We start from the raw sequence: 12,629 nt of genomic DNA on the forward strand, positions 1-12,629 counted from the left end.
CGGATCAGTGCGAGCCCTCCACCAGCACATACGGCAGCACCGCCGTGGCCAGCTCGGCGCCGACCCGCGCGTGCATCCGCGTGCCGTCGGGCGTGTGCTCCTCCGCCAGCACCTCCCCCTCGGCGTGCACGCGGGCGACCAGCGAGCCCTCGACGTAGGGCATCAGCAGCTCCACGTCGACCTCCGGGCGCGGCAGCAGCTCGGCGATGCGGGCCTCGAGCTTGTCGATGCCGTCGCCGCGCTTCGCCGAGACGAACACGGCGTCGGGCAGCAGGTGGCGCAGCCGGGCCAGCTGCAGGTCACCGGCCGCGTCGGTCTTGTTGACGACCAGCAGCTCGCGCGGCATCGTGCCCTGCTGCTTCTCCCCGATCTCGACGAGCACCTCGCGGACCGCCTTGATCTGGTCCTCCGGGATCGCGTCGGAGGCGTCGACGACGTGCACGAGCAGGTCGGCCCCCGCCGTCTCCTCCAGCGTGGACCGGAACGCCTCGACCAGCTGGTGGGGCAGGTGCCGCACGAAGCCGACGGTGTCGGTGAGCGTGTACGTCCGGCCGTCGGAGGTGGACGAGCGGCGGGTCGTCGGGTCGAGGGTCGCGAACAGCGCGTCCTCGACGAGCACGCCCGCGCCGGTCAGCGCGTTGAGCAGGCTCGACTTGCCCGCGTTGGTGTAGCCGACGATCGCGACGCCCGGGATCTCGTTGCGCCGCCGCGACCCGCGCTGGGTCTCGCGGATCTGCTTCATGGCGCCGATCTCGCGGCGCAGCTTGGACATGCGGTCGCGGATGCGCCGCCGGTCGAGCTCGATCTTCGTCTCACCGGGGCCGCGGCCACCGATGCCGACTCCGCCCGCGGCGCGACCACCGACCTGCCGCGACAGCGCCTCGCCCCAGCCGCGCAGGCGCGGGAGCAGGTAGGACAGCTGCGCGAGCTCGACCTGCGCCTTGCCGTCCCGGCTGCGGGCGTGCTGGGCGAAGATGTCGAGGATCAGCGCGGTGCGGTCGACGACCTTGACCTTGAGCTTCTCCTCCAGCTGCCGCAGCTGACCGGGCGAGAGCTCGCCGTCGCAGATGACGGTGTCGGCGCCGGTCGACTGCACGACCCCCAGCAGCTCCTCGACCTTGCCGGAGCCGATGTAGGTGGCGGGGTCGGGCTTGGGGCGCCGCTGGATGAGCGCGTCCATCACCTGGGAGCCGGCGGTCTCGGCGAGGCGGGCGAGCTCCTCCATGGAGCCGCGGGCCTGCTCGGAGGTGCCCTCGGTCCACACCCCGACGAGCACCACGCGCTCCAGGCGGAGCTTGCGGTACTCGACCTCGGTGATGTCGGTGAGCTCGGTGGACAGCCCGACGACGCGGCGGAGCGAGGAGCGTTCCTCGAGCTCGTAGTCGCCGGTGGCGTTGGAACGGGACAGGACTGGTTCAGTCATCGTGTGAGTCATGCTCCCACGACAACGCCGGTTCTAGTCGAGTGATTCCGCGTCCAGGTCACCGTGCGCGACCAGCACGGCGGGCCCGTGCAGGATCGTCGTGGAGTCGGTGACGGTGACGCGCAGCCGCCCGCCGGGTGTCGAGACGCCGACGGTGCCGGTGTCGCGCCCGGCGTGCCGCAACGCCGCCACGACGGCGGCGACGGTCCCGGTGCCGCACGAGCGGGTCTCCCCCACGCCGCGCTCGTGCACGCGCATCCTCACCTCGTCGCCGACCACCGGCGTCACGAACTCGACATTGACCCCGTGCGGGAACAGCGACGGGTCGTGGCCGGGCGGGCGGGTGAGGTCGAGCTGGTCGATCGCGACGTCGGTGACGCACGCCAGGTGCGGGTTGCCGACGTCGACCGCGACGCCCGCGAAGGCCTCCCCGTCGACGCTCGCGGTGCTGGCCTCCCCGACCTCGGCGCGACCCATGTCGACCGACACCTCGTCGCCGTCGATCCGCACGGTGCGGACGCCGCCGCGGGTGCCCAGCGCCAGGTCGACGCCGTCGGCGAGCCAGCCGCGGTGCACGAGGTAGCGGGCGTAGACGCGTACTCCGTTGCCACACATCTCGGCGAGGCTGCCGTCGGCGTTGCGGTAGTCCATGAACCATTCGACGCCCGGCTCGGGCTCCGGTCCGTCACCGAGTGCGGCCCAGCGGACGACGCGCAGCACACCGTCGGCCCCGAGGCCGCGGCGGCGGTCGCACAGCGCGGCGACGCGGGCAGGCGTCAGGTCGAGGGCACCATCGGGATCGGGGAGCACCACGAAGTCGTTCTCGGTGCCGTGACCCTTGCTGAACTGCACGTCACGACGATAGCGCCAGTGCGCGGTCGAGGAGATCCGGTGCGGCGGCGTCGAGCCAGTGCACCCGGCGGTCGCGCCGGAACCACGACCGCTGGCGGCGGACGAACCGGCGCGTCGCGCGGACGGTGTCGGCGGCCGCGGTCGTCATCTCCCCGCCCGCGAGGATCTGTTGGTAGCCCAGTGCGCGCGACGCGGTGAGCCCGTCGCGCAGGCGCACCAGGCCCCGGGCCTCCTCCACGATCCCGGCGGCGAACATCCGGGCGACCCGGCGGGCGACGCGGACGTCGAGCTCGTCGGTCGGACGGTCGACGCCGAGCAGTCGAGCGTCGTAGCGGGGCACGGCCGCGTCGGGCAGCCGGGCGGGGAACGGCTTCCCCGTGAGCGCGATGACCTCCAGCGCCCGCACGATCCGGCGCCCGTTGCCGGGGAGCACGACGTCGGCCGCGGCCGGGTCGACCGCCGCGAGCCGCGCGTGCAGCGCGGCGGGGCCGTGCGCGGCGAGCTCGGTCTCCAGCTCCGCGCGCAGGGCCGGGTCGGTGCCGGGGAACTCGAGCTCGTCGACGACGGACTGCACGTAGAGCCCCGACCCGCCCACCAGCACCGGGGTGCGGCCCGCGGCGAGCAGCGCCTCGATCGCCGCACGGGCGTCGCGCTGGTAGGCGGCGACGGACGCGGTCTCGGTGACGTCGAGGACGTCGAGGAGGTGGTGGGGCACCGCGGTGCGCTCGGCGGGCGTCGGCTTCGCGGTGCCGATGTCGAGCCCGCGGTACAGCGCCATCGCATCGGCGTTGACGATCTCGCCGTCGAGGTGCCGCGCCAGCGCCAGACCCAGCGCCGACTTGCCCGTCGCGGTCGGGCCGACGACGGCGATCAGGCGGGGCACCAGACCGCCACGTGGTAGCCGACGCCGTACGGCGCGCCGGAGTAGAGCAGCTCACCCGTCCAGTTCCGCCCGGCCGCGGCACCCGCCAGCACCTGCCAGGGTGCGCGCCCGGCCGACCACAGGTCGTCGCCGAGTGCGGGGTCCAGCGCGGCGAGGGCGGCGTGGTCGGCGTCGCGCAGTGCGGCGGCGACGGCGTCGTCGAAGGGCCCGGACCGCTCGTCGAGGTGGCCGGGGGCCTTGAGCGTGTGCTTCGCCGAGCCGTCGCCGACGACGAGGAGGCCCACCGGCTCCGTCGCCAGCTCGGCGCCGAGTGCCAGGCACTGCGCCGTCGGGGCGTCGGGGGCCACCAGCTCGCCCCGCACCCGCGCCCCCGTCCCGGCCGCGGCCCAGCCTGCGACCAGCAGCGGGACCGGGAGGTCGGGGTCGACGGGCGCGGTGGAGGCGGGATCGAGCGCCACGACGACGTCGGCCCCGAACCCGACGAACGAGCCGCGGGTGTCCGGGTCGACGGTCCGCCGCCCGCCCGCGTCGGACCCGACGGCGACCCACGTCGACGTCACGGCACCGAGCCGGGCGGCCGCCGCGCGGCAGGCGTCGCGCAGGTCGGCGGTCTCCCCGGCGGCGCCGCCCGCGAGCTCCGGCACGAGCAGCGGTGGTTGCGGGAGCACGACGACCATGGACAGCACGAACCGAGAGTAGGGCCCGGCTCCTCGCCGACCGGGAACGGCCGCTGGCGGCGCCGCCCGGCCGGGCGGTTCCCGTGGGCCCGCTGAGCTGTTTGAATCGCCGGACGGCCGCCGGTCACACGACCGGCCTCGGCCGCTGTGCACGGCCCCGCCACGGCGGGGCGCCCACCGTCCGCGGTGGGCCGGACTACAGGAGGACACGGTGTCGGAGCAGCACACGACGGAGGACCAGGCCACCGGGACGATCCCGCCCCCGAACCGGGAGGGCGCGGCCGACCCGCACGGAGGGTCCCCCGCCCACGCCGGCCCCGGCCCGACCGACGCCGCCGCGGTCCCGGCACCCCCGCCCGCCGCCGACACCCCGACGCCTCCCACCGCCGACGAGGCCGCCCCCGCCGACGGCGCCGCCTCCACCGATGTCGCTGCGCCCGCCGACGTTCCTGCGCCCGCCGACGTTCCTGCGCCCGCCGACGCGGCCGAGGAGGCGGCAGCTCCCCCCGGGGACGCCGCCGCCGCAACCCCGGACACGGGCGCGTCGCCCACCGAGGCCGCCGCCCCCGTCGAGGTCGGTTCCGCCGCCGCGGTGGCGAGCCCACCGGTCGTCCCGGCTCCGTCCGCTCCCGCCCCGCCGGCAGCCCGGCCCGGGCCTCCCCGACCGGCCCCGCGGCCCGGCCCGCCGCCCGCCGCGGCCCGCCCGGCCGCCCGGCCCGCCGCCGTCGCGGCGCCGGCGGAGTCGGACGCACCGCCGACCCGGCCCGCGCCGGTCGCGCAGCCCTCGCCCGTCACCGCGGCGAGCACCGACCCGTCCCGCTGGGGTCGCGTCGACGACGAGGGCACCATCTACCTGCGCACCGGCGACGCCGAGCGGGTCGTCGGGTCCTGGCAGGCCGGCGCGCCCGCCGAGGGGCTCGCGCACTTCGCCCGCCGCTTCGACGACCTGCTCACCGAGGTCGAACTGCTCGCCGCGCGCCTGACGGCCGGTGGCGGCGACCCCAAGCAGACCCTCACCGCCGCCCGCGGTCTGCGCGGCGGGCTGGACGAGGCGTCGGTCGTCGGTGACGTGCCGGGGCTCGCCGCCCGTCTCGACGAGGTGGTGGCGCTCGCCGAGCAGGGCGTGGGCGCGGCCCGCTCCGCCCGCGACGCCCAGCGCGCCGCCTCCGTCGCCCGCAAGGAGGAGCTCGCGGCCGAGGCCGAGGTGCTCGCCGCCGAGGCCACGCAGTGGAAGCAGGCGGGCGACCGCTTCACCGTGATCCTCGACGAGTGGCGCACCATCCGCGGCATCGACCGCAAGACCGACGAGCAGCTGTGGAAGCGCTTCTCCAAGGCCCGCGAGGCGTTCAACCGGCGCCGCGGCTCGCACTTCGCCGACCTCGACCGCCAGCGCGGCGCGGCCCGGGCGGCGAAGGAGGAGCTGGTCGTCGAGGCGGAGAAGCTCTCCGGCTCCGACGACTGGGGCCCCACCGCGGCCCGCTTCCGCGACCTCATGACGGAGTGGAAGGCCGCCGGCCGGGCGCAGAAGGACACCGACGACGCCCTGTGGCAGCGCTTCCGCTCCGCGCAGGACGCGTTCTTCGCCCGTCGCTCCGCCACCTTCGACGAGCGCGACGCCGAGTTCGCCGCCAACGCGGAGGCGAAGAAGGCACTGCTCGTCGACGCCGAGAAGATCGACACCTCGGACCCGGCCGCCGCCCGCAACGCCCTGCGCCTGGTGCAGGAGCGCTGGGAGGAGATCGGCAAGGTCCCGCGCGACGACATCCGGACCCTCGAGGCCCGGCTCAAGGCCGTCGAGGACAAGGTGCGCGACGCGGGCGACCGCCAGTGGCGGCGCACCGACCCCGAGGCCGAGGCCCGGGTCGCGCAGTTCCGCGACCGCGTCGCCCAGTTCGAGGCGCAGGCGGAGAAGGCCGAGGCGGCGGGCGACAAGCGCCGCGCCGAGCAGGCCCGCGGCCAGGCCGACCAGTGGCGGGAGTGGCTCACCACGGCCGAGCAGGCGGTCCAGACCCGCTGACGATCATCGTCTCGGCGCGTTTCCGGCCACATCCGGCCGGAAACGCGCCGAACTGGTGATCATGGCCGGGGGACTTCCCCGAAACGCCCACGGCGAGGGGTGCCGGACCGCCATCGTGCTGCGCATGGTGGCGGATCGCACGCTGCGGCGCCGGGTAGCGGACGGTCGGGGCTGCGGCCCTGCCCCGGCGTGCGGGTCCGGCGGCGCGATCTGAGCCCCACCGACGTCGTGCGCGAGATCCGGGCCGCCCTCGCCGCGGCCGCACATCCATGATCACCGTCTCGGCGATCATGGCCCGGCGGTCCCGGCAGCGGGTCGGGTCACCGGCGCAGGGCGGGTAGGTCAGCGGCGCAGCGCGATGCTCGACCACGACGCCGCCAGCACCACCATCGTGACCACCGCGAGGATCAGGCCGACGTGCGGGCCGGTGCCGCCGTCGAGCACCACGGTCTGCCGCGACCACACCGCCCACACCCCGGTGACGACGGAGATCCCGCTGCCCACCGCGCACACCCAGGCCAGGGCCCACCAGCGCGTGGACAGGGCCAGTGCCGAGCCGACGACCCCGATGCCGACCGAGGTGAAGGTGAACAGCCGCGGGAGCACCCCCAGGTCGGGGGCGAGACCGGCGAGCACCTGCCAGCCCAGCACCGAACCCGTCCACGGCAGGGCCAGCGAGCCGAGCACGACGAGCACGGCCACCGACACCGTGACCGCGGTGCTGCCCGGGTCGGTGCGCCGTTCGATCGCGCGGGCGATGCCGCGCATCTCCGCGTCGAGCGCACGGTCCTGGTCGGTCATGAGGTCACTCCGCAACCGCTGGTGGCGGGCAGCGGCGCGGGTGCGCCGAACCCGGGCAGCCCCAGCCCGGTGCCGCGGCCGGGCGCGACGGACGCGTCACCCGCCCTCGTGCACCGGTGCGAGAGCAGGGCGGCGTCGGAGACGAGGTGGTGCGGCGCCCCGTAGGAGATCTCGACCTCCACGACGTCACCCGGGCGGACCGTGGTGGTGCCCGGGGTGAAGTGCACCAGACGCCCGTCGCGCGCGCGACCCGACAGCCGGTGGGTGGCGCTGTCCTTCTTGCCCTCCCCCGCCGCGACGAGGACCTCGACGACCCGGCCCTCGAGCGCGCGGTTGGCGGACCAGGAGATCTCCTCCTGCAGCGCCACCAGCCGCATGTACCGCTCCTGCACGACGGCCTTGGGCAGCTGGTCCGGTAGCGAGGCGGCAGGTGTTCCGGGCCGCTTCGAGTACTGGAACGTGAACGCCGAGGCGAAGCGCGCGGCCGCGACGACGTCGAGCGTGGCCTGGAAGTCCTCCTCGGTCTCACCCGGGAAGCCCACGATGATGTCGGTGGTGATCGCGGCGTCCGGGAGCGAGGCGCGCACCTCGTCGATGATCGACAGGTACCGCGACGAGCGGTACGAACGGCGCATCCGGCGCAGGACGTCGTCGGACCCGGACTGCAGCGGCATGTGCAGCTGCGGGCACACGTTCGGCGTCTCGGCCATCGCGGCGATGACGTCGGAGGTGAAGTCCCGTGGGTGCGGGGAGGTGAAGCGGACGCGCTCCAGGCCGTCGATCGACCCGCACGCACGCAACAGCTTCGCGAACGCCTGGCGGTCGCCGAACTCCACGCCGTAGGCGTTGACGTTCTGGCCGAGCAGCGTCACCTCGAGCACACCGTCGGCGGCCAGTGCCCGGACCTCGGCGAGGACGTCACCGGGGCGGCGGTCCTTCTCGGTGCCGCGCAGCGCGGGCACGATGCAGAACGTGCAGGTGTTGTTGCAGCCCACCGAGATCGACACCCAGCCGGCGTAGGTCGACTCGCGCCGCGCCGGCAGCGTCGACGGGAAGACCTCCAGCGACTCGGCGATCTCCACCTGCGCGGCCTCGTTGTGCCGGGCGCGCTCCAGCAGGACCGGCAGGGCGTGCACGTTGTGGGTGCCGAACACGACGTCGACCCACGGCGCGCGGCGGACGATCTCGGCGCGGTCCTTCTGGGCCAGGCAGCCGCCGACGGCGATCTGCATGCCCGGGCGCTCGCGCTTGACCGGCGCGAGGTGGCTGAGATTGCCGTAGAGGCGGTTGTCGGCGTTCTCCCGCACCGCGCAGGTGTTGAACACGACCACGTCGGCGGCGTCGTCGGTGGCGGAGCGGATGTAGCCGGCCTCCTCCAGGAGCCCGGCCATGCGCTCGGAGTCGTGGACGTTCATCTGGCACCCGTAGGTGCGGACCGTGTAGCTGCGACTCACCTTCACAGGGTAGGCCCTGGCAGGATGCGTCCATGGGGGCGGTGTCGCGGCGCACGGTGCTCACCGCGCTCGCCGCGGCCGGCGCGGCGGGTGCACTGCCGGGCTGCGCCGCCCCGTTCGCCCAGGCCCGGCTGCGGCTGGCCACCGGCTCGGCCCGCGGCGTGTACTACCGCCTCGGCAGTGCGCTGGCCCGGTCGTGGCAGGCCGAGCTGGATCTGGTCCGTACGCCCGTCGTGCTCAACACCGCGGGCTCGCTGGAGAACGTCGCGCTGCTGGCCGACGGCGCGGCCGACGTCGTGTTCAGCCAGGTCGACGCGGCGGCGGAGCAGCTGGTCGGGACCACCGCCGACGACCCGGCGGCACCGCGAGCACTGGCCCGGATCTACGACGACGTGCTGCACGTCGTGGTGCCCGCGACCTCGGCGATCACGACGGTCTCCGGGCTGCGCGGAGCGCGGGTGTCGGTGGGTGCCGCCGACTCGGGCGTGTCCGTGGTGGCCCGGCGCCTGCTCGACGCGGCACAGCTGGGCACCTCGGACGTCCAGGGCGTGCAGCTCGGCCTCGACGACTCCGTCGACGCGATGGCCGCGGGGACCATCGACGCGTTCTTCTGGTCCGGCGGGCTGCCGACCCCGGCCGTCGAGCAGCTGGCCGGCGTCCTGCCGATCCGGCTGCTCGACCTCACCGACGACGGCGTGCTCGACGCCGTCCGCGACCGCTACCCGGTGTACGCCCCCGGCACCGTCCCCGCGCGGGGCTACGTCGGGATCTCGACGCCGGTCACCACCATGCTCGTGCGCAACCTCCTGCTCGTCGCCGCATCGATGCCCGACGATCTCGCCCGGTCGCTCGTCGAGGTGCTGTTCACCGAGCAGGAGCAGCTCGCCCAGGCCGGTCCCGCGGCGCTGACGATCGATCCGCGCGCCGCGATCGGCACCGATCCGGTGCTGCTGCATCCCGGCGCGGAGCAGTTCTACCGGGCCGAGCGGGGCTGATCCGCGGCCCGCGCCTGTCGTTCGTCGATCTCGATCGTCATGTGGTGCATGGCGCCGGAGAACAGCGCGCCCGCGACGTCCTGCAACGGGTGCAGGTGCCCGAGCAGCTCCAGCACCACGAGCCCGTGCATCCGGGCCCGCAGCTCCAGGAAGAACGCCAGTGCGCCCGGCGGGAGCGGGATCGCCGGCAGGTCGACGCCCGCGATCGCCTCCGCACCCGGCGCGAGCGGGAGCGCGGCGAGCTCGGCCGGGGTCCAGCCGTCGAACACGACCTCGGCGAACGGGGCCGCCAGCCGCAGGGCGGCCGCGCCGGTCTCGTTGCCGGGCAGCGGGGCGAAATCGGGCACCGGTGAGCCGTAGAGCAGCAGGAACTCGGCGCTGTGCGCGAGGGCCCACTCCCGGAACGCCGCCGTCGCGGACCGGCGGCGGTCGGCGGGCGGAGCGCCGCGGGAGGCGTCGGCGGCGGCCTGCACCGCATCGGCGAGTGCGTGGTGCGCGTCGGCCATCAGGGCCGTGAGCAGGGCGTCGCGGCTGTCGAAGTAGTGGTAGAGCGACTGCACCGTCATCCCGACGTCGCGGGCGACCGCCCGCAGCGACAGCGCGCCCGGCCCGACCTCCGCGAGCCGGGCGACCGCCGACTCCTTGATCTCCCGGACCGTCTCGGCCCGTCGCCGCTCCCGTACCGCTGACACGTTCAGAACTCCTTGACACTGTTAGGCAGACGATCCACACTGACGCCGTTCACGAAGACTAACAGTGTCAGGGGAACCTCATGACCGCCGTCCTCACCGACGCCCGGCGCGGCCACCGCGGCCTGTACGGGTTCGCGATCGCCATGGCCGCGCTCACCGCCGTCCTCCTGGTGGCGGCGGTGCTCGACCAGCGCACGCTGCTCGGTGCGCCGCTGTGGTTCAAACCGCTCAAGTTCAGCGTCTCCCTGACCGCGTACTCCTTCACCCTCGCCTGGATGCTCGGCCAGCTCCGCGAGCCCGCCCTGCGGCGCGCGGGCTGGGCGATCGTGACCGCCGGGGCCGTCGAGATCCTGATCATCGTCGGCCAGGCCGCCCGCGGTGTGCGCAGCCACTTCAACGACGACACCCTCGGCGACGAACTGCTGTTCGTCCTGATGGGGGTGACGATCGTGGTGCTCTACATCGCGACGGTCGCCATCGCCCTGCGGTTCCTGCGCGAACCGGGACGCGACCGCGCCGCGGGTACGGCGATCCGGCTGGGGCTGGTCGTCGGGCTGATCGGGATGGGGGTCGGGTTCGTCATGTCGGCGATCGGGTCGCACGCGGTGGGCGTCCCCGACGGCGGGCCGGGTCTGCTCCTCGTCGGCTGGAGCACCACCGGCGGCGACCTGCGCGTCGGGCACTTCGTCGGCATGCACGCCCTGCAGGCCCTGCCGCTGCTCGCCGTGGCGCTCGCGGCGACCGGCCGGTTCACCGAGTCGACGCGGACCCGGATCGTCACCGTCGCGGCGGTCGCCTACGGAGCGGTGGTGCTGCTGCTGACCTGGCAGGCCCTGCGCGGGCAGCCGCTGCTGGCCCCGGACGCGCTGACCCTGGGCGCGCTCGCCGTGGTCGTCCTGGGCGCCGCCGGTGCGCTGGTCATCGGTCGGGAGCGGGTGGCGGCGTGAGCGCGGAAGTGCTGTTCGCGCTGGCCTTCCCGCTCGCGCTACCGTTCTGGCTGCTGATGATCGTGGCCCCGGTCTGGGGCCGGACGCACCGGATCGTCTCCTCGCCGCTGATCGTCGTGCCGTCCGCGCTGGTCTACGCGCTCGCCGTGCTGCCGGAGCTCGGCACGGTGCTGCCGGCCGTCGCGAACCCGCAGATCGCGGGCGTCGCCGCACTGCTCGGCACCCCGGTCGGAGCGGCGGCGGGCTGGGCGCACTTCATCGCGTTCGACCTGTTCGTCGGGCGGTGGTGCTACCTCGACGCCCGCGAGCGCAGCGTCCACCCGCTCGTCATGGCGCCGGTGCTGCTGCTGACGATCCTGCTCGCACCACTGGGCCTGCTGGCCTACCTCGCCGTGCGGGCACTGGTGCCGGCGCGGGCGGCGTCGGCGTCGGCGTCGGCGTCGGCGTGAATGGCAGTAAAGCCACCTTGCCGCCACGAGATGGCGGCATGGTGGCTTTGCTGCAACCTGGTCAGGCCCGCGGCAACCGCGCCACCACCCGCAGCCCACCCCCGTCGGGCAGCTCCAGCAGCAACCGCCCTCCCCCGAGCTCGACGGTCCGGGCCGCGATCGCCAGCCCCAGCCCGGAGCCCTCGGTGTTGATCTGGCCGGGGCTGCGCCAGAAGCGGTCGGTGGCGCGGTCCAGCTCGTCGGCCGCGAGCCCCGGGCCGGTGTCGTGCACCGCGATCTCGACGTGGCCGCCGTGCACCGCCGTCCGCACCGTCACCGTGCCCCCGGCCGGGGTGAACTTCACGGCGTTGTCGAGCACGGCGTCGAGCACCGTCTCGACCGCCCCCGGCGGCCCCAACGCCCGCAGCCCGCGGGCCCCCTCGCGCACGAGGTCCAGGCCGCTGTGCTCGGCGAGCGGGCGCCAGGCCTCCAGCCGGTCGTCGACGCCGTCGTCGACCGCGATCGGGACCAGCGGCACCGTGCGCTCGGCGCGCGCGAGCGCCAGCAGGCCGTCGAGCAGGGTGGACAGGCGCTCGGCCTCCTCCAGCGCGGCGACGTGGTCCTCCGCCGCGTCGGCGTCGACGCGGCCGTGCAGGTTCGACAGCCGCAGGCTCAGCGCGGTGAGCGGGTTGCGGAGCTGGTGGCTCGCATCGGCGACGAACGCGCGCTGCGCCGAGTAGGCCTGCGTCACCTGCTCGGCCATGCGGTCGAACGACGCGGAGAGCCGGCGCAGCTCGGGCGGGCCGGAGTTGTCCGACACCGGATCGGGGCGGGCACCGGCGAGCACCGCGGCGGCGACGCGCCCGGTGCCCTCGTCGAGCCGCCGCACCGGACGCAGGATCCAGCGCACCACCGGCAGCGCGACGAGCACCCCGAACCCGAGCGCGACCAGCGCGGCCACCGCGACCAGCGACCACGTCCGCAGCTCGTCGGCCCGCACCGCCGCCGTCGAGGAGATCGTGACGACCACCCCCCGGACCTCGGTGTCGGCGAGCACCGGTTCGGCCAGCACCAGCGGGCGGTCGTCCCACGGCATGAGCAGCGGGTACGGCTTGGAGGGTTGGCGGGCCAGCGCCAGCGTGACCCGCTCGCGGGCGTCCTCGTCGAGGACCGGGACGGGCGTGCGCGAGGCGACGACCGTGTCTCCGGTGGTGTCGAGGACGAGCACCGCGTCGCCGTAGATCTCGTCGTAGCGGCGCAGCGCGGCGGCGAGCTGGGAGGTGTCGGCCTCGGTGAGCGGGCGCTCCGCCGAGGACGCGTAGTAGATGGTGTCGATGAGCCGGTTGGTGAACAGGCCCTGCTGCGACGCCGCCGCGTTCGCCAGCGCCAGCGGCACCCCCAGGCCCACGGCGAGCAGCCCCACCACGAACACCATGATCACCAGCAGTCGGGCGCCCACC

General features: G+C 75.0%; 12 protein-coding genes. 4 read left to right on the forward strand and 8 right to left on the reverse strand.

All coding sequences use genetic code 11. The features are described from left to right. Nucleotides 1–4: 4 nt before the first annotated feature. The 4 genes from hflX to I4I81_RS14120 are packed head-to-tail and all read right to left on the reverse strand — an operon-like array spanning nucleotide 5 to nucleotide 3,835. A complete protein-coding gene (gene hflX, locus I4I81_RS14105; RefSeq protein ID WP_218605660.1) occupies nucleotides 5–1,423 on the reverse strand; it encodes a GTPase HflX in 1,419 nt (472 codons plus the stop codon). Between the two features lie 33 nt (nucleotides 1,424–1,456). After that, entirely contained in the window at nucleotides 1,457–2,275 is an 819-nt protein-coding gene (gene dapF / locus I4I81_RS14110; RefSeq protein ID WP_218605659.1) for a diaminopimelate epimerase, read from the reverse strand. A gap of 1 nt (nucleotide 2,276) precedes the next feature. After that, nucleotides 2,277–3,158: a tRNA (adenosine(37)-N6)-dimethylallyltransferase MiaA gene (gene miaA / locus I4I81_RS14115; protein ID WP_226363935.1), complete on the reverse strand. Its 882-nt coding sequence runs from the start codon at nucleotides 3,156–3,158 to the stop codon at nucleotides 2,277–2,279. After that, entirely contained in the window at nucleotides 3,146–3,835 is a 690-nt protein-coding gene (locus tag I4I81_RS14120; protein ID WP_225925550.1) for a class III extradiol ring-cleavage dioxygenase family protein, read from the reverse strand. Before I4I81_RS14120 ends, miaA begins: the two co-directional genes overlap by 13 nt. A gap of 592 nt (nucleotides 3,836–4,427) precedes the next feature. On the opposite strand from I4I81_RS14120, the gene I4I81_RS14125 reads away from it, so the two are divergent. Then, entirely contained in the window at nucleotides 4,428–5,852 is a 1,425-nt protein-coding gene (locus I4I81_RS14125; protein WP_226363964.1) for a DUF349 domain-containing protein, read from the forward strand. A 342-nt stretch (nucleotides 5,853–6,194) separates the two neighbouring features. Here the strand turns inward: I4I81_RS14125 and I4I81_RS14130 are convergent, their stop codons facing one another. Further along, nucleotides 6,195–6,653 carry an Rv2732c family membrane protein gene (locus I4I81_RS14130; protein WP_225924579.1) on the reverse strand — a complete coding sequence of 153 codons (459 nt, stop codon included), beginning with the start codon at nucleotides 6,651–6,653 and terminating at the stop codon, nucleotides 6,195–6,197. Further along, the gene (gene miaB / locus I4I81_RS14135; RefSeq protein WP_218616093.1) at nucleotides 6,650–8,107 is read right to left on the reverse strand and encodes a tRNA (N6-isopentenyl adenosine(37)-C2)-methylthiotransferase MiaB; all 1,458 of its coding nucleotides are present in this window, start codon (nucleotides 8,105–8,107) and stop codon (nucleotides 6,650–6,652) included. Before miaB ends, I4I81_RS14130 begins: the two co-directional genes overlap by 4 nt. A gap of 32 nt (nucleotides 8,108–8,139) precedes the next feature. On the opposite strand from miaB, the gene I4I81_RS14140 reads away from it, so the two are divergent. Beyond that, on the forward strand, nucleotides 8,140–9,102 hold the full coding sequence (locus tag I4I81_RS14140; RefSeq protein ID WP_218605990.1) for a TAXI family TRAP transporter solute-binding subunit: 963 nt from the start codon (nucleotides 8,140–8,142) through the stop codon (nucleotides 9,100–9,102). On the opposite strand, the gene I4I81_RS14145 is transcribed toward I4I81_RS14140, so the two are convergent. Beyond that, on the reverse strand, nucleotides 9,081–9,794 hold the full coding sequence (locus I4I81_RS14145) for a TetR/AcrR family transcriptional regulator (RefSeq protein ID WP_218605991.1): 714 nt from the start codon (nucleotides 9,792–9,794) through the stop codon (nucleotides 9,081–9,083). The genes I4I81_RS14140 and I4I81_RS14145 overlap by 22 nt on opposite strands. Before the next feature lie 80 nt (nucleotides 9,795–9,874). Between I4I81_RS14145 and I4I81_RS14150 the strand changes: the two genes are divergently transcribed. Continuing rightward, nucleotides 9,875–10,741, forward strand: coding sequence for a hypothetical protein (locus tag I4I81_RS14150; protein ID WP_218605992.1), 867 nt, complete (start codon nucleotides 9,875–9,877; stop codon nucleotides 10,739–10,741). Continuing rightward, a complete protein-coding gene (locus I4I81_RS14155; protein WP_218605993.1) occupies nucleotides 10,738–11,190 on the forward strand; it encodes an ABA4-like family protein in 453 nt (150 codons plus the stop codon). Before I4I81_RS14150 ends, I4I81_RS14155 begins: the two co-directional genes overlap by 4 nt. 61 nt (nucleotides 11,191–11,251) lie before the next feature. Here the strand turns inward: I4I81_RS14155 and I4I81_RS14160 are convergent, their stop codons facing one another. Further along, nucleotides 11,252–12,628, reverse strand: coding sequence for a sensor histidine kinase (locus I4I81_RS14160; protein ID WP_218616094.1), 1,377 nt, complete (start codon nucleotides 12,626–12,628; stop codon nucleotides 11,252–11,254). Nucleotide 12,629: the final 1 nt, after the last annotated feature.

Origin of the sequence: Pseudonocardia abyssalis (genome assembly GCF_019263705.2) — a bacterium.
Taxonomy (GTDB): Bacteria; Actinomycetota; Actinomycetes; order Mycobacteriales; family Pseudonocardiaceae; genus Pseudonocardia; species Pseudonocardia abyssalis.

What these genes read in the sequence shown, in the direction of transcription:
- I4I81_RS14120 (WP_225925550.1), bottom strand. Translation starts at nt 3,835, where the DNA reads ATGGTCGTCGTGCTCCCGCAACCACCGCTGCTCGTGCCGGAGCTCGCG.
- I4I81_RS14150 (WP_218605992.1), top strand. Translation starts at nt 9,875, where the DNA reads ATGACCGCCGTCCTCACCGACGCCCGGCGCGGCCACCGCGGCCTGTAC.
- I4I81_RS14140 (WP_218605990.1), top strand. Translation starts at nt 8,140, where the DNA reads ATGGGGGCGGTGTCGCGGCGCACGGTGCTCACCGCGCTCGCCGCGGCC.
- I4I81_RS14130 (WP_225924579.1), bottom strand. Translation starts at nt 6,653, where the DNA reads ATGACCGACCAGGACCGTGCGCTCGACGCGGAGATGCGCGGCATCGCC.
- hflX (WP_218605660.1), bottom strand. Translation starts at nt 1,423, where the DNA reads ATGACTGAACCAGTCCTGTCCCGTTCCAACGCCACCGGCGACTACGAG.